This window comes from Sphingobium sp. TB-6, from assembly GCF_012927365.1.
Classification (GTDB): Bacteria; Pseudomonadota; Alphaproteobacteria; order Sphingomonadales; family Sphingomonadaceae; genus Sphingobium.
On record NZ_JABBGL010000007.1, the window covers coordinates 90,221 to 111,346 of the forward strand.

Annotated in this window: 18 protein-coding genes, 1 tRNA gene and 2 pseudogenes; 12 read left to right on the plus strand and 9 right to left on the minus strand. The window is 62.9% G+C overall.

Features of this window, described 5'->3' with window-relative positions; genetic code table 11:
* The first annotated feature begins 7 nt into the window (after window positions 1-7).
* The 5 genes from fahA (at window position 8) to HHL26_RS11625 (ending at window position 5,469) form a co-directional block, all read left to right on the plus strand.
* On the plus strand, window positions 8-1,300 hold the full coding sequence (gene fahA, locus HHL26_RS11605; RefSeq protein WP_066553075.1) for a fumarylacetoacetase: 1,293 nt from the start codon (window positions 8-10) through the stop codon (window positions 1,298-1,300).
* Window positions 1,300-2,106 carry an acetoacetate decarboxylase family protein gene (locus HHL26_RS11610; protein WP_066553082.1) on the plus strand — a complete coding sequence of 269 codons (807 nt, stop codon included), beginning with the start codon at window positions 1,300-1,302 and terminating at the stop codon, window positions 2,104-2,106. Before fahA ends, HHL26_RS11610 begins: the two co-directional genes overlap by 1 nt.
* 57 nt (window positions 2,107-2,163) lie before the next feature.
* The gene (locus tag HHL26_RS11615) at window positions 2,164-3,291 is read left to right on the plus strand and encodes a zinc-binding dehydrogenase (protein ID WP_066553084.1); all 1,128 of its coding nucleotides are present in this window, start codon (window positions 2,164-2,166) and stop codon (window positions 3,289-3,291) included.
* A 27-nt stretch (window positions 3,292-3,318) separates the two neighbouring features.
* Complete coding sequence (locus HHL26_RS11620; RefSeq protein ID WP_237229869.1) at window positions 3,319-4,389, plus strand: iron-containing alcohol dehydrogenase; 1,071 nt, start codon at window positions 3,319-3,321, stop codon at window positions 4,387-4,389.
* Between the two features lie 474 nt (window positions 4,390-4,863).
* Entirely contained in the window at window positions 4,864-5,469 is a 606-nt protein-coding gene (locus HHL26_RS11625; protein WP_335339804.1) for an NAD(P)-dependent oxidoreductase, read from the plus strand.
* 107 nt (window positions 5,470-5,576) lie between these two features.
* Here the strand turns inward: HHL26_RS11625 and HHL26_RS11630 are convergent.
* From HHL26_RS11630 to HHL26_RS11640, 3 genes and pseudogenes are all read right to left on the minus strand, one after another.
* Window positions 5,577-7,086 (minus strand): annotated as a pseudogene (locus tag HHL26_RS11630) (acyl-CoA dehydrogenase).
* Between the two features lie 44 nt (window positions 7,087-7,130).
* Window positions 7,131-8,312, minus strand: a pseudogene (bktB, locus tag HHL26_RS11635) (beta-ketothiolase BktB).
* Between the two features lie 25 nt (window positions 8,313-8,337).
* A complete protein-coding gene (locus tag HHL26_RS11640) occupies window positions 8,338-10,407 on the minus strand; it encodes a 3-hydroxyacyl-CoA dehydrogenase NAD-binding domain-containing protein (RefSeq protein ID WP_066553089.1) in 2,070 nt (689 codons plus the stop codon).
* 337 nt (window positions 10,408-10,744) lie between these two features.
* Between HHL26_RS11640 and HHL26_RS11645 the strand changes: the two genes are divergently transcribed.
* Window positions 10,745-11,455, plus strand: coding sequence for a CoA transferase subunit A (locus HHL26_RS11645; RefSeq protein ID WP_066553092.1), 711 nt, complete (start codon window positions 10,745-10,747; stop codon window positions 11,453-11,455).
* A complete protein-coding gene (locus HHL26_RS11650) occupies window positions 11,452-12,084 on the plus strand; it encodes a CoA transferase subunit B (RefSeq protein ID WP_066553095.1) in 633 nt (210 codons plus the stop codon). The genes HHL26_RS11645 and HHL26_RS11650 overlap by 4 nt, the downstream gene beginning before the upstream one ends.
* On the opposite strand, the gene HHL26_RS11655 is transcribed toward HHL26_RS11650, so the two are convergent.
* Together HHL26_RS11655 and HHL26_RS11660 are read right to left on the minus strand one after the other, a co-directional pair.
* Window positions 12,016-12,957: an integrase arm-type DNA-binding domain-containing protein gene (locus tag HHL26_RS11655; protein WP_335339765.1), complete on the minus strand. Its 942-nt coding sequence runs from the start codon at window positions 12,955-12,957 to the stop codon at window positions 12,016-12,018. The two genes, HHL26_RS11650 and HHL26_RS11655, sit on opposite strands and share 69 nt — an antisense overlap.
* A 62-nt stretch (window positions 12,958-13,019) precedes the next feature.
* Window positions 13,020-13,106: transfer RNA gene (locus HHL26_RS11660), tRNA-Leu, on the minus strand.
* A gap of 141 nt (window positions 13,107-13,247) precedes the next feature.
* On the opposite strand from HHL26_RS11660, the gene HHL26_RS11665 reads away from it, so the two are divergent.
* The gene (locus HHL26_RS11665) at window positions 13,248-14,003 is read left to right on the plus strand and encodes an alpha/beta hydrolase (protein ID WP_066553097.1); all 756 of its coding nucleotides are present in this window, start codon (window positions 13,248-13,250) and stop codon (window positions 14,001-14,003) included.
* Complete coding sequence (locus HHL26_RS11670) at window positions 14,003-14,875, plus strand: tetratricopeptide repeat protein (RefSeq protein WP_066553100.1); 873 nt, start codon at window positions 14,003-14,005, stop codon at window positions 14,873-14,875. Before HHL26_RS11665 ends, HHL26_RS11670 begins: the two co-directional genes overlap by 1 nt.
* Before the next feature lie 26 nt (window positions 14,876-14,901).
* Here HHL26_RS11670 and HHL26_RS11675 read toward each other — a convergent pair whose 3' ends face one another.
* On the minus strand, window positions 14,902-15,606 hold the full coding sequence (locus HHL26_RS11675; RefSeq protein WP_066553103.1) for an SIMPL domain-containing protein: 705 nt from the start codon (window positions 15,604-15,606) through the stop codon (window positions 14,902-14,904).
* A gap of 104 nt (window positions 15,607-15,710) precedes the next feature.
* On the opposite strand from HHL26_RS11675, the gene HHL26_RS11680 reads away from it, so the two are divergent.
* Genes HHL26_RS11680 through HHL26_RS11690 form a run of 3 tightly spaced genes read left to right on the plus strand, consistent with a single transcriptional unit; the run spans window position 15,711 to window position 17,356 of the window.
* Window positions 15,711-16,145: a VOC family protein gene (locus HHL26_RS11680; RefSeq protein ID WP_066561228.1), complete on the plus strand. Its 435-nt coding sequence runs from the start codon at window positions 15,711-15,713 to the stop codon at window positions 16,143-16,145.
* A 4-nt stretch (window positions 16,146-16,149) separates the two neighbouring features.
* The gene (gene gloB, locus HHL26_RS11685) at window positions 16,150-16,884 is read left to right on the plus strand and encodes a hydroxyacylglutathione hydrolase (protein ID WP_066553106.1); all 735 of its coding nucleotides are present in this window, start codon (window positions 16,150-16,152) and stop codon (window positions 16,882-16,884) included.
* Between the two features lie 55 nt (window positions 16,885-16,939).
* Window positions 16,940-17,356 (plus strand): hypothetical protein, encoded by a 417-nt coding sequence (locus HHL26_RS11690; protein WP_066553109.1) that lies wholly within the window; start codon window positions 16,940-16,942, stop codon window positions 17,354-17,356.
* Between the two features lie 3 nt (window positions 17,357-17,359).
* Here HHL26_RS11690 and HHL26_RS11695 read toward each other — a convergent pair whose 3' ends face one another.
* The 3 genes from HHL26_RS11695 to ruvA all read right to left on the minus strand — a co-directional run bounded on the left by HHL26_RS11695 (window position 17,360) and on the right by ruvA (window position 21,092).
* A complete protein-coding gene (locus tag HHL26_RS11695; protein WP_197672742.1) occupies window positions 17,360-19,138 on the minus strand; it encodes an AMP-dependent synthetase/ligase in 1,779 nt (592 codons plus the stop codon).
* Window positions 19,139-19,467: 329 nt separating this feature from the next.
* Entirely contained in the window at window positions 19,468-20,487 is a 1,020-nt protein-coding gene (ruvB, locus tag HHL26_RS11700) for a Holliday junction branch migration DNA helicase RuvB (protein ID WP_066553112.1), read from the minus strand.
* The gene (ruvA, locus tag HHL26_RS11705) at window positions 20,484-21,092 is read right to left on the minus strand and encodes a Holliday junction branch migration protein RuvA (RefSeq protein WP_066553114.1); all 609 of its coding nucleotides are present in this window, start codon (window positions 21,090-21,092) and stop codon (window positions 20,484-20,486) included. The genes ruvB and ruvA overlap by 4 nt, the downstream gene beginning before the upstream one ends.
* Window positions 21,093-21,126: the final 34 nt, after the last annotated feature.

The following is a 21,126-nucleotide window of genomic DNA, read 5'->3' on the forward strand; positions in this document are numbered from 1 at the left end:
AGGATTTATGGACTATACGCACGAAGCGGCACGCAGGAGCTGGGTCGCTTCGGCCAATGACGCGACGACTGACTTCCCGCTGCAAAACCTGCCGCTTGGAATTTTCCGTGTCGCCGACGGCCCGGCACGTTGCGGCGTGGCGATCGGCGACAAGGTATTCAATCTTTCCCGCGCCGCGCAGGACGACCTGCTGGATGGCACGTTCGCTTTTCTGGCTGCCGCCGAGAGTCTCGATCCCTTGTTCGCGATGGGGCGGCAGGCGCTGACCAGCCTACGGCACCAGGTTTTCGACCTGCTGGACAGTGGGAGCGCGACATTGCCGGGCGAGCGCAGAGAATCCTATCTCCACCCAATGACGGAATGCACGATGCTGCTCCCGGGCGGCATCCGCAGCTATACGGATTATGTCGCCAGCGTGCATCACATCGCGCGGTGCAGCCGCATCATGAGCCTGCCCAACGAAATCCCCATCAACTATAAATGGCAGCCGCTGGCTTATAACGGCCGCGCCTCGACCGTCCGCGTCAGCGGCCAGGCCGTCCGTCGTCCGTCCGGCAACAAGGGCCAGCTGGCGCCCGGCGCCACGCCCGAGTTCGGCCCCACCGACCAGCTCGACTTCGAGCTGGAGCTCGGCTTCTTCATCGGCGCGGGCAACCCGATCGGCGAGCCGGTTCCGGTCGCCAGGGCGAGCGAGCAAGTGGCCGGCTTCGTCCTGCTGAACGACTGGTCGGCGCGCGATCTGCAATTCTGGGAGTTCGCCCCGCTCGGGCCGAACATCTGCAAGAATTTCTGCACGTCGATTTCTCCGTGGGTGCTCACCCCCGATGCGCTCGAGCCATTCCGCTGTGCGCTGCCGCAGCGCTTGGCGGAGGATCCTCGCCCCGCATTCCTCGACGACGAGGCAGACATGGCGCGCGGCGGCTTCGACATCGCGATGACGGCGCTGCTGCAAACGGACGCCATGCGCCGAAACAGCGAAGAGGCGACTGCGATCATTTCGACCAATGCCAATCACTTCTATTGGTCGGTCGCGCAGATGATCGCGGCGCAGACGGTGACGGGCTGCGCGCAGGATCCTGGCGACCTGATCGGTGCGGGGACGGCATCCGGCCCGGAAGACGCGCAATCCGGATGTTTGCTGGAGCGGACATATGGTGGCGCCAACCCTATCCACTTGCCCAATGGAGAAACGCGTACCTATTTGCAGGGCGGTGACGTGGTGACGTTCCGCGGCCGCTGCGCGCGCGACGGATATCGCAGCATCGGCTTTGGAGAATGCGTCGGCCAGGTGATCGACTGATGCGGTTCCTGGAAAACATCCGATACCGCATGCCGGTGTCGTTCGGCCCGGCGCCCGGCCCGCGCCAGCAAGTGGGCGGCGCGCGCGTCGTCGATCCCATGGCGCGCGTGCAAGGCGTCTCGACCCGGTTCCTCACCGATGCCGACAAGCTGGAGGCGCTTCTGCCGCCGGGCATGAGCCTCGACGGGGAGCCGGTCGTCACGGTCGAATTGCTGTTCCTCACCGAGCTCGCCTGGCTGGCGGGGCGCGGGTACAACAGCCTGGGTGTGAAGTTTCCCGTCGTCTGCAAGGGCCGGACGGAGACGGTACGCGGCCCCTATCTCTCCGTCCTATGGGAGAACATGGCCGATCCGATGATCACCGGCCGAGAGGAGCTCGGATATGCCAAGCTCTATTGCGAAATCGATCAACCGGCGATCTCGAAAGACCGGCAGCGCTACGCCGCAAGCTGGCAGCGCCACCGCTTTTTCGAGATGGAGCTGACGGATATCGCGCCATCCAGCGATTTGCCGAACCGCGAAGGCGACGGCCTGTTGCACTACCGCTATGTCCCGGCGATCGGTCGGCCCGGGGTGGCGGATTTCGCCGGGCCGACGCTCTCGCCACCGTCCCCGCATGTCGAATTGCTCGATCACAAGACGGCGCAGGGCCAGCTCCGCTTCATACGTTCGTCCTTCGAAGAGCTGCCGACGCTGGTGCATATCGTGAATGCCCTGGCCGGTCTTCCGATCGTCGAATACCGCGGCGCCAGCATCACCGAATGGCGGCAGGACGCGGAGTTTGCAAACCAGCGCCTGGTGGATTGAAGCGTCGAACCTTTCCCGGACTTGCCATGAACTCCAGACCCATCGAAGGATTTTGAAATGACGCAAGCTTTTGCTGGCCTACAGTTGCAGTCGACCGTTTCCTCGGAAGGAGTTCTGACTCTGGATCTGGCCAAGGGCAATTGGGCAGATCCGGCCGCGGGCGAGATCATCGTCCGTATCGAAGCGTCACCGCTCAACCCGTCGGATCTCGCCAACGTCTTCGGTCCGGCGGATCTTTCGACGCTCGAAAGCGGAAAAACGGACGCTGGCCCGGTGCTGACCGCGCGCATTCCGGCCGGTGCGATGGGTGGGCTGGCAGCGCGTATCGGCCAGCCCCTGGTTGGCGGCAACGAGGGCGCCGGCACGGTGGTGGTGGCGGGATCTGGTGCTGAGCATTTACTTGGTAAGCTGGTGGGTACGTTCGGTGGCAGAATGTATGCCCAATATCGCAAGCTCCCGGTGGCCGACTGCATCCCCTTGCCGGAAGGCGCGACCGCGCAACAGGGCGCGGCGATGTTCATCAACCCGCTCACGGCGCTTTGCTTCGTGGAAACCATGAAGGCCGAAGGGCACAGCGCGATTGTGCATTTCGCGGCGGCGTCAAGCCTCGGGCAGATGCTCAATCGCATCTGCCTCAAAGACGGCGTTCCACTCGTCAACGTGGTCCGGTCCGCGGAGCAGGTGGCGCTCCTGCGTTCCGCAGGGGCCGAGCATGTCCTGAATTCGTCCGATCCGGATTTCATCTCCCAGCTCATCGATGCCGTGGAAGCGACCGGCGCGACGCTGGCGTTCGATCCGATCGGCGGCGGCCGCCAGGCCGCGCAGGTCCTCGACGCGATGGAGAAGGCCGCGCTGCGCAAGATGACTAGCTACGACCGTTATGGATCGGGCAAGTTCAAGCAGGTCTATATCTACGGCATGCTCGACAGCGCGCCCGTGGTGATTGACGGCTGGTTCGGTTATGCCTGGTCGGTCGGCGGGTGGCTGTTCTCCTATTCGCTCGCAAGACTCGGCGCCGATGGTGCGGCACGGCTGAAGCAGCGCATTGCGGACGAACTCACGACCACCTTCGCCAATTCCTATATTGACGAATTGACCTTCGAAACGATGCTCCAGCCCGATAACGTCCGCGCTTTCATGCGACGGTCGACCGGAGGAAAGTATCTCCTCCGCCCTCAGGGCTGATATCGTCGCCGTGATACGACAAGCTCGATGTCTGCAATCTTTCTTCCTCGCGCGATGCGGATCGGCGGCGGTGCGCTGAACGAACTGCCCGCCGCATTGGCGCAACTTGGGCTAAAGGCACCTGCAATCCTGACTGACGGGTTCCTGGGGAGCAATGGTGCGCTCGACCGGCTGTTGACGATCCTGGCCGACGCCGGGATCGATGCACGCGCTTATCGCGACGTTATCGCCGATCCTACGGTCGCTTCCGTGAACATGGCGGTCGATTTTGTCATCGGGGGCAGTCATGATTGCATTATTGGCTTTGGCGGCGGCAGCCCGATCGACACGGCAAAGGCAGTCACCGTCCTGGCCGCCCGAGGTGGCACCATGCGCGAGCGCAAGGCGCCGCATCAGGAAGACGAACCCGGTTTTCCCGTGATTGCGATCCCGACAACGGCAGGCACAGGCTCTGAAGCGACGCGGTTTACGATCATCACGGACAAGACGAACGACGAGAAAATGCTTTGTGCTGGTCTCGCCTATCTGCCCGTGCTAGCAATCGTCGATTACGAACTCACCCTAACGAAGCCGCTGCGCCTTACCGCGGATACCGGTCTCGATGCGCTCACGCATGCCGTCGAAGCGTATGTTTCCCGGCTTGCCAACCCTTTCTCAGACAGCATGGCGCTCGCCGCGATGGCAGCAATCTGGCCGAATCTGCGCCGCGTATGCGAGTATCCTGCTGATCGCCCCGCGCGCGAGGCGATGATGGTCGGCTCGCTGCAGGCTGGGATCGCTTTTTCCAATTCCTCCGTGGCATTGGTTCACGGTATGAGCCGGCCGCTTGGCGCGCATTTCCATATCGCGCACGGACTTTCAAACGTTATGCTCCTGCCCGTAGTGACGGCGTGGTCGGCACCTTCGGCGCTAGGTCGCTACGCAGATTGCGCGCGTGCGATGGGGCTGGCGGAAACGGGGGAAGGAGACCAGTCGACCGTGGCGTGTCTTGTCGAGGCACTGCGCGATGCTAACCGAGAGCTTTCAGTCCCGAGCCCCAGAACATACGGGATTGATGAAGCGCGCTGGATCGAACTCTTGCCGTTGATGGGGGGATAGGCGCTGGCTTCCGGCTCTCCCGGCAACAATCCCCGAATACCAGACCACGATGCGATCCAGTCGCTTTATCGCGAAGCGTGGGCCTGATCTTGGGCACTATAAAGGGCGAGAGCGAAGGGAATGAGGAAACCGCTCAATGGTGAGCACTAGAATCGTGACCGTTGCCAGCATGTTTGGCCGGTCGGTCACCGAAGAGATGTTTCGTCATGCCCCGTTTCTGAGATTCTTGCCGGTTTCTTTTGCCGCAGAGTCCACGCTTCCCCCCGGAATCGAAATCCTGCTGGCCATGCCTGTGAACTTTCAGCCCGGCCACAGGCAAAGTCCCCGACCGGTCGGATGGCCCTCCGGTTGCGCTGGGTTCATTTGCCCTCGTCCGGTCTGGACGGCTACCCTAGCTGGATGCTTGAGGATGTTATCGTCACGTGAGCGCCCAATGTTTCAGGCTCGTCGCTGGCGGAATATGCGCTCGCGGCCATCCTAACGGTGACGAAGAATCTTCCTGCGTTGTGGATTGATTCCGCAGAGCGTTGGCAGAGGCAGTGGGTTCCGATGGTAGCTGGTTCGGCGCTCGGCATCGTGGGCTTCGGAGATATCGGCCGCGAACTGACGTCGCGCGCTTTGGCTTTCGGAATGACTGTCAGCGTACTGCGCAAGTCTACTGATCCGTTGCCGGATGGTGTCCATCGTGCCGCCGATCTCGAAGAGTTGCTGGCGACATGCGACCATGTGGTCCTGGCGGCACCAGCGACCGAACAGACCAGGCACATGATCAATGCGGAGACGTTGGCCAAAGCAAAACCGGGCCTGCATCTGATCAATGTCGCTAGGGGTTCGTTGATCGACAATAAAGCGCTGCTTCGCGCTCTTGATGCGGGGAAAGTCGGTCATGCCACGCTGGACGTGACTGATCCCGAGCCGCTGCCCAAGGAGCATCGTTTCTACACCCACCCCAGAGTTCGGCTTTCGCCCCATACAGCAGCGGCGAGCATCGACATGATGAATAAACTCGCCAAGCAGTTTGTTGAAAACGTCAAACGTTTCAGCTGCGGCGAAGCTCCTAACGGCTTGGCCCTCGATTGATGAGCGACATCGAAACGTCGGCCTTCGTTCCAAATTACAACGTAGCTGAAGTCCGACTCTGGCCTCGACGACGCTTATGGGACAGCGGTGCCGGTGCCGGACATCTATTACTCAAATTCATACAGACAGGTCGCTCCCGCTCGAACTTGCGCGTTGAGACCCAGCGCCTCGGGAACGATATGGGCAAGATACCATTGCGTGGTAGCCAGCTTGGATCGCAGGAAAGGTGTCCGGCCATTGTCGGATGCACTTTGCGCTGCCGCCCTGTTCTGTCGCTCCATAAGCCAGGCGCAGACCATTACCGACGTCATCGTGAGAAAGGGCGCGCTGGCGGCCAGACGGTCGTAGATCGGCGCGGCGAGTAACCATTGGGCCAAGTCGGCAACCTTACTGGCCAGTCGGATCAAGCCCAGGTCCTGCGCTTCGGTTTGCACATCGGCGACGAGGGCTTTCATCGCTGCACCGTTATTTCCGGTTAGCTTGCGACCGACGAGATCCGCCGCCTGGATGCCAGTGATGCCCAGACGCGTGCGATCCATTTCCGCTGCCGACGCATAAAGCAGGGCGCGGATAGCCTCTGTTTGCGCGCGCATGCGGCGCACATGGGGATGCTCGATAATTGTCACAGGCGTGGGCGAGCCGCTGCTGACGCGTGCCGATTGCACCCGCTCGCGCGCATATGCAAACGCAGCCTGCGTCGCGCGTTCGGCTACCGACACGCCCTGAAGACCCACATTGATGCGGGCGTTGTTCATCATCGTGAACATGGCGCGCATGCCAGCCCCCTCCTCACCGATCAACCACCCCTGGCATTCGTCATGATCGCCATAGATCATCACACATGTAGGCGAGGCGTGAATTCCGAGTTTGTGTTCGATCGACGCGCAACGCAGATCGTTGCGGGTGCCGTCGGAAAGCACCTTGGGCACGAGAAACAAAGAAATGCCCTTGGTGCCCGTTGGGGCGCCGGGCGTGCGGGCGAGGACAAGGTGAATAATGTTATCGGTCAGGTCATGCTCACCGAAGGTGATAAAGATTTTGGTGCCCTTAATTCGCCAACCGCCGTCTCCGGCTGGCGTTGCGGTCGTGCGTAGCGCGCCTACGTCGCTTCCCGCCTGCGGTTCGGTCAGGTTCATGGTGCCCGGCCCATTCCCCTGAAACCTAGCTTCGGCAGGTAGACCTCCTGTTGCTCCGGCGATCCGTGGTGCACCAACGCCTCGATCACGCCGGCGGTTAGCATCGGACAAAGCGAGAGGGAAGGTTGGCGGCACCCAGGCTCTCCGAAACGGCCATGCCGAGCGCAGTCGGCAGGCCCTGCCCGCCAAACTCGTGCGGTGCAGTCAGCGTGCCCCACCCGCCATTAACATAGCTATGATATGCGTCGTGAAAGCCTCCCGGCATCGCAACTGAGCCATCCGACCATTGGGCACCCACCGTGTCGCCAAGCCGATTTAGCGGTGCCCATTTGCCTGCGGCCAGCGCGCCGGCACCTTCAAGAATGGCGTCGGTCATCTTGGCATCAGCCGTGCTGAACTGCTCGTGCGCGGCGAGCGCTGGGAACCCTGCGACGTGGTCAAGAACGAAGCGCTGTTCGGTAAGAGGTGGTTCAAACGTCATGGCAATCCCATAGCTATCAGAAAGGATGATCGGGTGCGTTGGGGTCAGGTGCGTTCCCAAATTGCCGACATTCCTTGGCCACCGCCAATGCACATGGTGGTCAGCGCCAGGCGGCCTCCGGTACGGTGAAGTTCGTGCACAGCCTTTGTGGTGATGATCGCGCCGGTGCCGCCGATCGGATGGCCGAGCGCAATGCCACTGCCGTTGGGATTGACCTTCGCCGAATCGAAGCCGAGCTCGCGTGCGACGGCGCAGGCCTGCGCAGCGAACGCCTCGTTCGCCTCGACTACATCGAGATCGTTCACCGAGAGGCCCGCGCGTGCCAATGCATTGTGCGTGGCCGGCACCGGGCCGATTCCCATATATGCGGGATCTACCCCGGCATAACCATAGGCAACCAGCCGGGCCAATGGGGTCAGACCATGAGCCCTTACCGCTTCTCCGCTGGCGAGGACTACCGCCGCCGCACCGTCGTTGATGCCGGAGGCATTGCCCGCCGTCACTGTGCCGTGCTCTTTCTGGAATGCTGGCCTGAGGCTAGTGAAATCTGACAGCTTCGCATCCCGGCGAACATACTCGTCGGTGTCGAAGTTGACCGTGCCTTTTCGGCCTTTGATCTCGACCGCCACAATCTGATCCTTGAAGCGGCCCTCCTCGATTGCGCGGGCTGCCCGAGTCTGGCTTTCGAGCGCCAGAGCATCCTGATCTTCCCGGCTTATGCCGTAGCGCTTGGCGACGTTTTCGGCGGTTACACCCATGTGGTATTGGTGAAAGGGATCGGACAGAGCGCCGGTCAACTCATCGATCAGAGCGGCGTCTCCCATACGCTGGCCCCAGCGCACCGCCGGCGCGAAGAAGGCAGCGCGGCTCATCACATCGACCCCGCCCGCCAGCGCGACGTCGCAATCGCCGGCAATGATGGTGTGGGCGGCCGAGATGATCGCCTGCAGGCCAGAAGCACATAGCCGGTTGACGGTGAACGCGGGCACTTCTTGCGGAACGCCAGCCGTGATGGCGGCGATGCGCGCGACATATGCGTCGCGCGGCTCGGTCTAGAGAACTGAACCAAGCGTGACGCGGCCGATTTGGCTGGGATCGATACCCGCCCGCTCGATCGCGGCGCGCGCCGGGACAGCGGCCAGTTCGCCTGGGCTTTGATCCTTGAGCGAGCCGCCATAGCTGCCAATGGCGGTATGAACGGCTGAAACGAGATAAACATCAACCAAGGTGCATTCTCCAAATCGGTTCGAATTAGATGTTGAGATCGGCGAAGCTTCCGCCGGTAGCGGCAAGCTTCGTCAACAGGGGAGCGGGGGTCCATGCCCAGCCATGGCGACCCGCAGTCAAGGTCGAGATGCGATCGAGCACTTGGGCGAGCCCCATGGCGTCGGCCTGAAAAAGCGGGCCACCGCGTTCGCGGGCAAAGCCATAACCAGTGAGCCACACCATATCGACATCGACCGGGCGATAAGCGATGCCCTCGCCGACGATCCGCGCGCCCTCATTGATCAGAGCAAGCAAGCACCGACTTACGATTTCCACGTCCCCGATTTCGCGGCGTTCGATGTCGATTTCCGCCGAGTAGGCGACGATCAGGTGATCAATCTCGGGGTCGATTTCCGGCGTTTGTCCGTCGGGATACCGATATATCCCTTTGCCCGTTTTCTGTCCGAAGCGGCCCAATTCGCAAATGCGGTCGATCACTCCGGAATAGGGTCGGTCGGGATGTTCGACAGCGCGGCGCTTACGGCTCGCCCAGCCGATATCCTGTCCGGCAAGGTCCATAGTACGACATGGCCCCATGGCAAAGCCCCAGCGCTCGAGTACCGAATCTATCTGCCGCGGGAGAGCACCTTCTTCGAGCAGAAAACAGACCTGACGCAGATACTCTTCAAACATGCGATTGCCGATGAAGCCATCGCACACTCCTGACGCAACGCCGACCTTGCCGATACGCTTTGCGAGCGACATGGCGGTGGCAAGGACTTCGGGGCGAGTATCGCGCCCTCGCACCACTTCCAGCAGCCGCATGATGTTAGCTGGCGAAAAGAAGTGTAGCCCCACCACTCGGCCCGGATCTGCAACCAGCCCCGCGATCGCGTCGAGGTCGAGTGTCGAGGTATTGCTCCCTAGGATAGTATTGGCGCGGGTTACGCGATCCAGCTCGGCAAAGACCTGCTGCTTGACGGCCATATCCTCGAACACCGCCTCGATCACGAGATCGGCGTCGCCCAGCGCCGATATGGCGTTGGTCGGCGTCAGCCTCGCGATTCGCGCGTCGGCGGTCTCGGTGGAAATGCGGCCCTTTTCGGCGTCGCGGCGGGTGGTCCGGCTGATTGTCGCGACCGCCTTGGCAAGACCGTCCTCACGCGGTTCAACAAGCGTAACTGGGAGATCGGCATTCAGCAGCGCGATGGCGATGCCTGTGCCCATTAGTCCGCCGCCCAGAACACCGACCTGTCTGATCGGCAAAGTCGCGGGCTTTGCAGGATTTCCCGGGATGCGCGCCACCTGCCGTTCGCCAAAAAAGGCATGGCGCATTGCGCGCGAGGTTTCGCTGGCGAGCAGCTCGGCAAACAGGGCCTTTTCCACCGCCAGACCCGGAACATAGTCGGGTGTGATGGCGGCCACGCAATCGCAAATGCGAGCCGGAGCGGCACTCAACGCATCGGGGCGCAGGCGCGCGCGAAGGGCCGCCACGGCCTCGGCGCCATCGGCGGGCGGCGGCAGCGCGCCGGTGCGGCGAAGCGCAGGCGTTGTCTGCGCCGCCAACGTTTGTGCGATATTCTCGATCCCATCATCCACGAGATGGTCAATCAGTCCTGCTACCAACGCAGTCTCGGCGGTTACGGGTTGGCCAGAGATCATCATGTCGAGCGCTCGGGCCGCGCCGGTCAGTCGCGGCAGGCGCTGGGTTCCACCCGCGCCGGGGAGCAAGCCAAGAGTGACTTCCGGCAGTCCGAGTCGCGCGGAGTGATCTGCCACGCGGAAATGACAGGCCAGTGCGAGTTCGAGTCCTCCGCCAATGCATGCGCCTGAAATGGCGGCAACAACCGGCTTGGTACAGGCCTCGACCCGATTGACTAGGTCCTGAAAACTTGGCTGGCCGCCCATGTCATCCAATGCGAACTCTCGAATGTCCGCCCCCCCAGAAAATAGACCTCCCGCGCCTCGGATGACGATCATCCGCACTGTTGCGTTGGCTTCCGCAGCCTCCAGCCCGGCCAGCAGCGCCTCCCGGACCGGCCGGCTAAGCGCGTTGACCGCGCCATTGTGCAAAACAATCTCGAGGACGTCGTCGCGCAAAGTCTGCCTTGTCACCTATTCCCCTCCGCAGTGCGTCCGCGACCACACTTCCGCTGGCTTGCAGAAGGCGACCGTCTCCATGTGTGGCTAACCGCCACGCGCTTGCCATCAACCTCCTGTCAGCGTTTGGCCACTGTATTTCAACTGGTTGAATGTGTGTATATGCCGATGTTGTCAAGGTAGCTGGCCCACTCTGCCGCAGATCAGGTGCTAATAAGCACTAACTACCAGTTTATGCTCTATTTTATCTCGCATAGCTTTAGCCGCTAAGGTCGTGGCTACACGATGATCGCAGAACGGTTTGACAACCAACCGATTGAATATAAAAAGGCCTCATTAGGAGGCGATAGCTATGCAAAAGGTTTATGCCGACGCTGAGGCGGCATTGTCAGGGGTCCTTCAGAGCGGCCTGTTGATCGCTGCCGGCGGCTTTGGGCAGTGTGGAATTCCGGAGCGACTCCTGGACGCGATCCTGGCTTCAGGTTTTAAAGATCTCACATTCGTATCCAATAACGCCGGCATCGATGGCGAGGGCATCGGTAAATTGCTGGCAACGAGGCAAGTCAAAAAAATGATTTGTTCCTACATAGGGGACAACAAAGAGTTCGAGCGGCAATATCTTGCAGGCGAACTGGAAGTGGACCTTTGTCCCCAGGGCACTCTTGCCGAAAAGCTGCGGGCTGGCGGCGCGGGCATACCCGGCTTTTACACTAAGACGGGAGTCGGTACCGTGGTTGCGGAAGGAAAAGAGATCAGGGAATTCGCCGGCGAGGAATATATCCTTGAGCACAGCATCGTAGCGGACGTGTCCCTCATCAAGGCTTGGAAAGCGGATGAGGCGGGTAACCTCATATTTCGAAAGACTGCGCGCAACTTCAACCACCCTGCTGCCACGGCTGGAAAATTGTGCATTGCAGAGGTTGAGGAAATTGTGCCGGTCGGAAACATCGATGGAGACGCAATTCACCTTCCCGGCATCTACGTGGATCGAATAATTCTCGGTGCTCCATATGACAAAAAGATCGAGCAGCGCACCGTACGGAAGAGGGAGCTTGCCGCATGAGCTGGACACGCGATGAAATGGCCGCGCGTGCGGCCCGGGAATTACAGGACGGTTTTTACGTAAATCTTGGCATCGGCATACCGACGTTGGTGGCGAACCATATTCCATCGGGGGTCCAGGTCACGCTTCAGTCGGAAAACGGGATGCTCGGCATCGGGCCGTTCCCATATGAAGGCGAAGAGGATGCGGATCTTATCAACGCCGGAAAGCAAACCGTGTCCGAACTCCCCGGCACCTCTTACTTTTCATCGGCTGACAGTTTCGCGATGATCCGTGGGGGGCATATCGACCTTGCCGTTTTGGGGGCGATGGAGGTCGCAGAAAACGGCGATATCGCCAACTGGACGGTCCCAGGCAAGATGGTAAAGGGCATGGGCGGCGCGATGGACCTTGTCGCTGGCGTCAAAAATATCATCGTCGTGATGGAGCATGTGTCGAAGAACGGCGCTCCGAAATTCACGCGCGCGTGCACGCTGCCGCTGACGGGAAAAAACGTCGTCAGCACGATTGTCACGGATCTCGCGTACTTTCGTCGTTCGGATCGGACATCTCCGTTCAAGTTAATCGAATGCGCGCCCGGCGTTTCTAAGGACGAAATTCGCAGTAAAACGACTGCGTATTTTGATTAATGTTTCCTCCCACTCGGCCTTGCGCAACTCTCCCGGCCGGACGAACAGGTGGGGTGACAGCCGCAAAGCGATCGCGGTGATTTCGTGACCCGTATAACCATCAATCGCGCGCAGAAGCGCGCCAGCCTCCTTCGGCGTCGTGATCGCGGCAAGATGCTGGACCTTCGGGGTGATGAGCGCGCCACGCAGGTCAGCGGCGACGTCGCGATCCGCCCGAGCGGTCGCGATTGCATAGCGGAACACCCGACTGAGTACGCTGCGCATCCGACGCGCACTTTCGTAGCGCCCGGTCGCCTCCACCTTGCGCAGGACGGCCAGGACTTCCTGCGGTGATATCTTCGAGACCGGAAGGTTGCCGATCATCGGATAGGCCATGCCGAGCAGCCATCGAATCTTGTCAAGCGTGATCGGCGCGCGGCCCTCCCGTTCATTCTTCGCCACCCATTCTTCTGCGATCGTCTTGAATGCGTTGTCCGCCGCCACTTTGCGCGCGAGGTTCTCGACCCTTTTCTCGGCGGTGGGATCGAGGCCGGCGGCGATCTGCTCCCGCGCCTTATCGCGCCGCTGGCGCGCCATGGCGATTCCCACTTCGGGCCAGGCGCCGAAATAGAGCGTCTTCTGCCGGCCAAGGTGCCGGTAGTTCATGCGCCAGAGTTTCGTGCCGTTTGTCTGGACGACGAGGTACAGCCCATCGGAGTCGGCCGCCTTGTAGGCCTTGTCTTTGGGTTTCGCGTTGGTGATCTGGATGTGATTCAGTGCCATGATGGTGCCAGCTCCAAAGGGCTTGCCGGCACCATCAAAAACACCATCATTTTGATGGTGCTGCCGATGGATTCGGGTGGATGAGCCCGGATTCCATTTGGCGATTTTCACTGAAAATATGCTGTAAAACCAGCCGCTTGCTGGACCTTCCCGGACGTTGCCGGAAAGGCCTCTGGTGCCCAGAAGAGGACTCGAACCTCCACGACCTTGCGATCGCCAGCACCTGAAGCTGGTGCGTCTACCAATTCCGCCATCTGGGCACGGGGTAGGAGCGCGCAACTAGCCGCTGGCCGGAGGGCTGTCAATCACGGCAGCCGCATTATTTTTATTTTTCTGGTTTCCCGGCCAAGAGCTTTTTACGGCCCTTTTTTCAGGCTCCTGCCGCTGAACTGGAGAATCGCATGGAACGCCCCGATGTCGCGCCGCCCGCCCTATATGCTCGCCCGGACGGGGTACGGCTTGCCTATCGCCATCGGCCTGGAACGGGGCCTATGATCGTCTTCCTGCCCGGCTATATGTCCGACATGGAAGGCGGCAAGGCGGTGGCGCTGGATGGCTGGGCGCAGGGTCAGGGCCGGGCGATGCTTCGGCTCGACTATGCCGGCAATGGCGCGAGCGAGGGCCGGTTCGAGGATGGCACGCTGGCGAGCTGGCGCGACGATGCGCTGCTGCTGATCGATTCGCTGACGCCGGGCCCGGTCGTGCTGGTCGGGTCTTCCATGGGCGGGTGGCTGGCGCTGCTGATCGCGCTGGCGCGGCCGGAGCGGGTCGTGGGGCTGGTCGGCATCGCGGCGGCGCCGGATTTCACGCAATGGGGCTTTACCGATTCGGACAAGGCGCTGCTGGCGACGGAGGGCCGGATCGTCGAGCCGACCTCCTATGGCGACGATCCCTATGTCACCACGCTTGCTTTCTGGGAATCCGGCCAATCGCTCCGGCTGCTGGAGGGGGAGATTGCGATCGATTGCCCGGTGCGGCTGTTGCATGGGCAGGACGATCCCGACGTTCCGTGGCAGACGGCGCTGCGCATCGCGGAGCGGCTGCGTTCATCCGATGTGCAGACGCTGCTGATTAAGGATGGCGACCATCGTCTTTCCCGTGACCCGGATATCGCCCTGTTGATCCGCACCGTCGCCAGCCTGTTGGACAGCCTCTGATGCCCTTTCTGCTCCCGCTGCTGCTGCTCGCCCCGCAGGCCTATGATCCGGAGATCGAGGCGGTGATGAACCGCAAGAGGAAGGAAAAGGCGGAAGCCGCGGCCTCCGCTTCGGCCGCCGCCCCTCCGGCGCGGGCGGCGGCGAGCGATGGCCGCATCCCGGTGCCGGACAAATATGCCGCGAAATTCCAGGCCTGCCTGGATCAGGCGATCGAGGCGCCGGACAAGGCCGTCGTCTTCGCGCAGCAATGGCGGATCGACGGCGGGAGCTTCTATGCGCGCAACTGCATGGGCTTTGCCTATGCCCGCGCCGAACGCTGGGCGCCCGCCATCGTCTCCTTCGAGCAGGGGGCCGACGAAGCCGAACGCAATGGAGAAATGGTGCAGAGCGGGCGGCTCTGGGCGCAGGCGGGCAATGCCGCGCTGGCGGGCGGGGATGCCGCCAAGGCACGCGACGATTTCGATGCGGCACTGGTGCGTGGTCTGCCCGACGGCGTGGAGAAGGGCGAGGTCCATCTGGACCGCGCCCGCGCGCTGGTGGCGCTGAACGATGCCAAGGGCGCCCGCGATTCACTCGACATCGCGCTGGAGCAGGTGCCGCAAGACCCGCTCGCCTGGCTGCTCTCGGCCACTTTGGCCCGCCGCTCGGGGGAACTGAAGCTGGCGCAGGCGCATGTTGCGCGGGCGGTGCAGCTTGCGCCCGACGATGCCTCGGTCGCGCTGGAGGAGGGCAATATCGCCATCCTCACCGATCAGGAGGACGTGGCCCGCTCCGCCTGGCAGCGCGCGGTGAAGCTGGCGGCACAGTCGCCTGCGGGGAAGGCGGCCGCCGACAATCTTTCCCGCTTGCCTGCGCCGAAACCCGCCAACTGATTGGCCGATACTGAAGCTTGGTCCTTTTAATTGAGGTAGAAATCGACGGTCGTGACGACGCGCACCTTCTTATAGGGCGTGTCGCTCGCCCCGTCGGCCTCGCCATCGCGGGCATCGATCGAGAAATAGCCCTGGGTCGCGCTCTTGATGCCACCGACGCTGGCGCCGCTGTCGTGGGCGAACTGTTCGGCGGCGGCGCGAGCGTCCTTGGTGGCGGCGGCGACCATTTGCGGCTTCACGTCATTGAGCCTGGTGAAGCTGTAGCGCATGCCCGACCCTTCCTGCAGCGTCACGCCGCGCCGGACCAGGTCGAACTGCTGGGCCACGGCGCGCTGGGCGCGGGCGATATCGGTCGTGCGCAGCAGCATGCGCTGGGTGATGGTGATCGTGTTGACGCCATTGTTGATATATTGATTGACCCCCGCGCCGGTCGCGGTCAGCGCGTCGGGCCGGAAGCCGAGGCTGGTGAAATAAGCGCGCAGTTCCTTCGTATTATTGTCGATCTGGGCGCGAACGGCAGGCAGGTCGAAGCCGGTGGCGGAATAGCTGATCGACCAGGTGGCGAGGTCGGCGGTCACATCCTTTTCCGCCAGCCCGCGCACGGTGACGGAGCGGTCCGCCGCCTTGGCCCGTTTCAGCCCGTCGCCCAGCAGATAGCCGCCGCTGACGATTCCCAGGGCCAGCAATCCCGCGCAGCCGAGCAACAGCTTGTCATGATAGGCCAGGTCCATGCATGCCTCCCTCTTCCTTCCATGCCCAACGCATCTTATCTTGGGGATGTTCCTAGGATTTCAGAGATGAACCGTTGCTTTATGGCGACGAATGGAGTGAGCAATTGCCCAAATATCTGCACACGATGATCCGCGTGACCGACGTTGACCGGACGGTCGCCTTTTTCCGGCTGCTGGGCCTGGAGGAACAAAAGCGCTTCGACAATGCGCAGGGGCGGTTCACCCTGGTCTTCCTCGCCGCGCCGGGGGATGAGGAGGCGCAGGTCGAACTGACCTATAATTGGCCAGCCGAGGACGGCACCCCGCCGGAGGCCTATGGCGGCGGCCGCAATTTCGGGCATCTCGCCTATCGGGTCGAGAATATCTATGAGACCTGCCAGCGGCTGATGGATGCGGGCGTCACCATCAACCGCCCGCCGCGCGACGGGCACATGGCCTTCGTGCGGACGCCGGACAATATTTCGATCGAAATCTTGCAGGACGGGCATCTGGAACCGGCCGAACCCTGGGCGTCCATGCCCAATAAGGGAGTCTGGTAAGGTCATGCTGGAAGTCGTCCGCATCCCCGTACTCAACGACAATTATGTCTGGCTGCTGCACGACGATGCCAGCGGGGAGACGGTGGCGGTCGATCCCGCCGTCGCGGAACCCGTGCTGGAGGTGGCAAGGCTGAGGGGCTGGACCATCGGCCAGATCTGGAACACGCACTGGCATGGCGATCATGTCGGCGGCAATGCGGCGATCGAAGCCGCGGCAGAGGCATGGGGCGGCTGCACCATCACCGGCCCGGCGGCCGAGGCTGAGAAGATCGGCACGCTCGACCGTGTGGTGGGGGAGGGCGACAGCGTCCGCATCGGCCATCATCAGGCCGCGGTGCTGGAGGTGCCTGCTCATACGGCCGGCCATATCGCCTATCATCTGGCGGACGATCATCTGCTGTTCGTGGGGGACACGCTGTTCGCCATGGGCTGTGGCCGGTTGTTCGAGGGGACGCCCGCTCAGATGTTCGCCAATATGCAGCGCTTCGCGGCCTTGCCGGACGATACGGCGGTCTATTGCGCGCATGAATATACGCAATCCAATGGCCGTTTCGCGTTGACGGTGGAGCCGGACAATGCGGCCTTGCGCGCCCGTATGGCGGAGGTCGACGCGGCGCGGGCGCGGGGCGAGGCCACGGTGCCGACCAGCATCGGGCAGGAGCGCGCGACCAATGTCTTCATGCGCGCCCGCAATGTCGCGCAACTGGCCGAACGGCGCGCGGCCAAGGATGCGGCGTGACGGTTTTCGCGCCGTTCCATCGTCTTGGAAGCGGGGACGAATGAGGAGAGGTGTCATGCGCTCTTGGATGTTGCGCTCCGGGCTATGTCTGGGGCCGCTGCTGCTGGCGGGCTGCTCCGGCAGCTATGAGCCGCCCAAGCTGACCGAAAAGCAGACCAGCGAATTGGAACGCGCTCTGGCCGGCAAGGTGGCGGGCGAAAAGACGAGCTGCGTCAATCGCGTATCGCAGGCCAATCTGACGGCGATCAGCAACAGCGTGCTGCTCTATCGGGTGAGCGGGCGGCTGGTCTATCGCAACGATCTGATCGGCAGTTGTTCCGGCCTGTCGCGGGGCGACACGCTGATCATCAAGACCTGGGGATCGCAATATTGCCGCGGCGACATGGCGACCAGCGCGGACCTGACGACGGGCATGGTGACGGGAAATTGCGCGCTGGGGGACTTCACGCCCTATCGATCGCCGGGCAAATAAGGCTCACCCCTTGTACAGCGCGTCCAGCCGTTCCTGATAGCGGGCGCGGATGACATGACGGCGGATCTTCATCGACGGCGTCATCTCGCTATTGTCGATGGTGAAGGGTTCGTCTGCCAGGATGAAGCGCCGCACCCGCTCGATCACGGACAGATCGTCATTCACCCGGTCGACCGCCCCGCGCAGCGCCGCCTGATAGGCCGGATCGTTGCCGATCCCGTCGACGCTGCATCCCTGCGCCTGCGCCCATTCCCGCGTCCATTCGGCATCGGGCACCAGCAGCCCCACCAGATGCGGACGGCGGTCGCCATAGACCATCGCCTGCCCGATCTCCGGCTGGAGCGTCAGTATCCCTTCCACCTTCTGGGGCGAGACATTGTCGCCCTTGTCGTTGACGATCAGATCCTTCTTGCGATCGGTGATGCGGATGCGGCCCTTGGCGTCGATCTCGCCAATGTCGCCGGTGTGCAGCCAGCCATTTTGCAGCGCCTTCTCCGTTTCCGCCGGATTGCGCCAATAGCCGTGCATCACCAGTTCGCCGCGCACGAGAATCTCGCCATCCTCCGCGATCCGTACTTCGACGCCGTCGAGTGGCGGGCCGACCGTATCCATCGCAATCCCGGCGCGGGGGCGGTTGCAACTGATCACCGGCCCGGCCTCGGTCTGGCCATAGCCCTGGAGCAGCGTCAGTCCCATCGCATCGAAGAACAGGCCGACATCGGGGTTGAGCGGGGCGCCGCCCGACACCAGCGCCTTCATCCGCCCGCCGAAGCGCGTCGCGATCTTGGGCTTGAGCGTGTGGGACAGCAGCGCCTTCATAGGCAGGTCGAGCAGCGATTTCTGTCCGCGCTGTTCCTTCGCCGCGATGCGCAGCGCCTGACCCAGCAGATAGGCGGGGAATTTGCCCTGCTTCTCGATCGACTTGATGATGCGGGTGCGCAGCACTTCGAACAGGCGGGGGACGACGACCATGATGGTCGGGCGCGTTTCCTCGATATTGCTGGCCAGCTTTTCCAGCCCCTCCGCATAATAGATCTGCCCCGCCAGCATGATCGGCATGAACTGGCCGCCGCTATGCTCATAGGCGTGGGAGAGGGGAAGGAAGGAGAGGAACACCTCCTCGCCCCATCCGAAATCCTCCTCCAGCAGCCGGCCTGCCCCCTCGATATTGCAGAGGATGGAGCCATGATGCTGCATCACCCCGCGAGGGGCGCCGCCCGTGCCGCTGGTGTAGATGATGCAGGCCAGATCGTCGCGCCCCGCCGTCTGGCTGGCGGCGCAGGCGTCGATGTCGGTGGGATAATGGGCGATCAGGTCGCTCCACACATGGCAGGCGACGCTGCCCTGCGCGCCCCGCAGCGGCTCCATGCCGATGACGAAGCTCGCCTGCGACCGCAGCACGGCGGGCATCAGATTCTGCGCCAGCTTCGCGGTGGAGACGATGACGGCGCGGGCGCCGCTGTCGGTCAGGATATGCTGGTGATCGCGCGTGGTGTTGGTGGTGTAGGTCGGCACCGTGACGCAGCCCGCCGCCATGATGGCGAGGTCCGCGATGCAGAATTCCGGCCGGTTCTCGCTGACCAGCATCACCGGGTCGCCCGGTTTCAACCCTTGCGCCTGCAACGCGCTGGCGAGCGAGGCGATGTCATGGGCGACCTCGGTCCAGCTCAGCGATTGCCATTGGCCCGCCACCTTGCGCCAGAGGAAGGGCGCGTCGCCCATCGCCCTGGCCCGGGCAAAGAACATGGTCACCAGATTGGGAAAACGCTCGATCGCCCTCAAAACGGCATCTCCTCACTCGCGGCGCGTCTCCGGCGCGCTTCTTCGCCCGATCGGCAGGCTATAACCGCGCCAAGCCGTAACGGCCATGATTTTTAGCGGATTTCCTGAGATTCGCTTTGGGGTGTGGGCGGATTGATTCAGGATGGAAATAGGGTGGATAGGGGACGGTCTGCCTAGCGCTGCTTTTCTTGAAGCACATCGTGCTCCTGCGAAGGCAGGAGCCCAGATCCTAAGGTGCGATGATCCACCAGGGGCAGAACTGGGTTCCTGCCTTCGCAGGAACACGGATTCGCTCAATGGCAGCTAGCGGCCATCTCCGTCGACCTATCCTAATCGAACAATCCATCCTGAACATTGGACGGCGGGTTCAGCCCCAGATGCTTCCAGCCGGGCCCATTCAGGCAGCGCCCCCGTGCGGTACGGGCGATCAGGCCGAGCTGGATGAGAAAAGGCTCGATCACTTCCTCGATCGTGTCGCGGGCTTCGGAAAGGCCCGCCGCCAGCGTTTCGACGCCCACCGGCCCGCCGCGGTAGATGTCCGCGATCATCATCAGATAGCGCCGGTCCATCAGGTCGAGGCCGAGATGGTCGACCTCCAGCCGGGTCAGCGCGGCGTCGGCCACCCTGGCGTCCACGGCTGGCGCCCCCGCCACATTGGCGAAATCGCGCACCCGCCGCAGCAGCCGCCCGGAAATGCGCGGCGTGCCCCGCGATCGCCGGGCGATCTCCACCGCGCCGTCGGAGGTGATGGCGAGGTCGAGCAGCCGCGCCGCACGCCGCACGACCAGTTCCAGCTCGTCGACGGTGTAGAATTGCAGCCGCACCGGAATGCCGAAGCGGTCGCGCAAGGGCGTCGTCAGCAGGCCTTGCCGCGTGGTCGCGCCGACCAGGGTGAAAGGCGGCAGGTCGATCCGCACCGAGCGGGCGGAGGGGCCTTCCCCGATCATCAGGTCGAGCGCCCGGTCCTCCATGGCGGGGTAGAGCACTTCCTCGACAGCCGGATTGAGCCGGTGAATCTCATCGACGAAGAGGACGTCGCCCTCGTCCAGATTGGTGAGCAGCGCGGCCAGATCGCCCGATTTGGCGATCACCGGACCGGATGTGGCGCGGAACCCCACACCCATTTCGCGGGCGACGATCTGCGCCAGCGTCGTCTTGCCCAGGCCGGGCGGGCCGAAGAAGAGCACATGGTCCAGCGCTTCGCCGCGCCCCTTGGCGGCCTCGATGAAGATGCGCAGATTTTCGCGCGCCGCCTGCTGGCCGATGAATTCGGCCAGCGACTTGGGGCGCAACGCGGCGTCGGCATCTTCGATGCGACGCGTGGAGGAGATCAGGCGGTCTTCGCTCATTTCGCCGCTTTCCTGAGAGCGAGGCGGACCAGAGCGTCAAGCGAGGCGTCTTCGCCCAGTTCCTCTTCGGCGGAGGCGACGGCGCTGCTGGCTTCGGCGGGCCTGAAGCCCAGATTCTGCAGCGCGGAGATTGCATCGGCGCCATGGCCGCCGGTCGGCACGACCGCAAATCCCCCGCCGACCGCGCCGGTGGGCATGGGCACTGCGCCGATCTTGTCCTTCAACTCATTGGCGATGCGCTGGGCGAGCTTGGGGCCGACGCCATTGGCCCGCGCGATCATCGCCTTGTCCCCGGTCGCCACGGCGCGATGCAATTCCGCCGGTTCGAGCGCGGAGAGGATGGCCAGCGCCACCCGCGAACCCACGCCCTGCACGCCGGTCAGCAGGCGGAACCAGTCGCGTTCCTCCGCCCGGGCGAAGCCGACGAGGCGGATCGCATCGGCCGACACCAGCATTTCGGTGTGGATCGTCACCGCCTCCCCCACCGGCCCCAGCGCGGCGAGCGTGCGGGAGGAGGCGCCGACCAGATAGCCGACCCCGCCCACATCGATGATGGCATGGTCCAGGCCGGTGCTGTCCAGCCGTCCCTTGAGTTTTGCGATCATGCGCCCCGCCCTTTGGTCATGATCTGTTCCTTAC

What these genes read in the sequence shown, in the direction of transcription:
- ruvB (WP_066553112.1), bottom strand. Translation starts at nt 20,487, where the DNA reads ATGAGCGAAGACCGCCTGATCTCCTCCACGCGTCGCATCGAAGATGCC.
- gloB (WP_066553106.1), top strand. Translation starts at nt 16,150, where the DNA reads ATGCTGGAAGTCGTCCGCATCCCCGTACTCAACGACAATTATGTCTGG.
- HHL26_RS11690 (WP_066553109.1), top strand. Translation starts at nt 16,940, where the DNA reads ATGCGCTCTTGGATGTTGCGCTCCGGGCTATGTCTGGGGCCGCTGCTG.
- HHL26_RS11650 (WP_066553095.1), top strand. Translation starts at nt 11,452, where the DNA reads ATGAGCTGGACACGCGATGAAATGGCCGCGCGTGCGGCCCGGGAATTA.
- HHL26_RS11645 (WP_066553092.1), top strand. Translation starts at nt 10,745, where the DNA reads ATGCAAAAGGTTTATGCCGACGCTGAGGCGGCATTGTCAGGGGTCCTT.
- HHL26_RS11675 (WP_066553103.1), bottom strand. Translation starts at nt 15,606, where the DNA reads ATGGACCTGGCCTATCATGACAAGCTGTTGCTCGGCTGCGCGGGATTG.
- fahA (WP_066553075.1), top strand. Translation starts at nt 8, where the DNA reads ATGGACTATACGCACGAAGCGGCACGCAGGAGCTGGGTCGCTTCGGCC.
- HHL26_RS11620 (WP_237229869.1), top strand. Translation starts at nt 3,319, where the DNA reads ATGTCTGCAATCTTTCTTCCTCGCGCGATGCGGATCGGCGGCGGTGCG.
- HHL26_RS11670 (WP_066553100.1), top strand. Translation starts at nt 14,003, where the DNA reads ATGCCCTTTCTGCTCCCGCTGCTGCTGCTCGCCCCGCAGGCCTATGAT.
- HHL26_RS11615 (WP_066553084.1), top strand. Translation starts at nt 2,164, where the DNA reads ATGACGCAAGCTTTTGCTGGCCTACAGTTGCAGTCGACCGTTTCCTCG.
- HHL26_RS11665 (WP_066553097.1), top strand. Translation starts at nt 13,248, where the DNA reads ATGGAACGCCCCGATGTCGCGCCGCCCGCCCTATATGCTCGCCCGGAC.
- HHL26_RS11610 (WP_066553082.1), top strand. Translation starts at nt 1,300, where the DNA reads ATGCGGTTCCTGGAAAACATCCGATACCGCATGCCGGTGTCGTTCGGC.
- ruvA (WP_066553114.1), bottom strand. Translation starts at nt 21,092, where the DNA reads ATGATCGCAAAACTCAAGGGACGGCTGGACAGCACCGGCCTGGACCAT.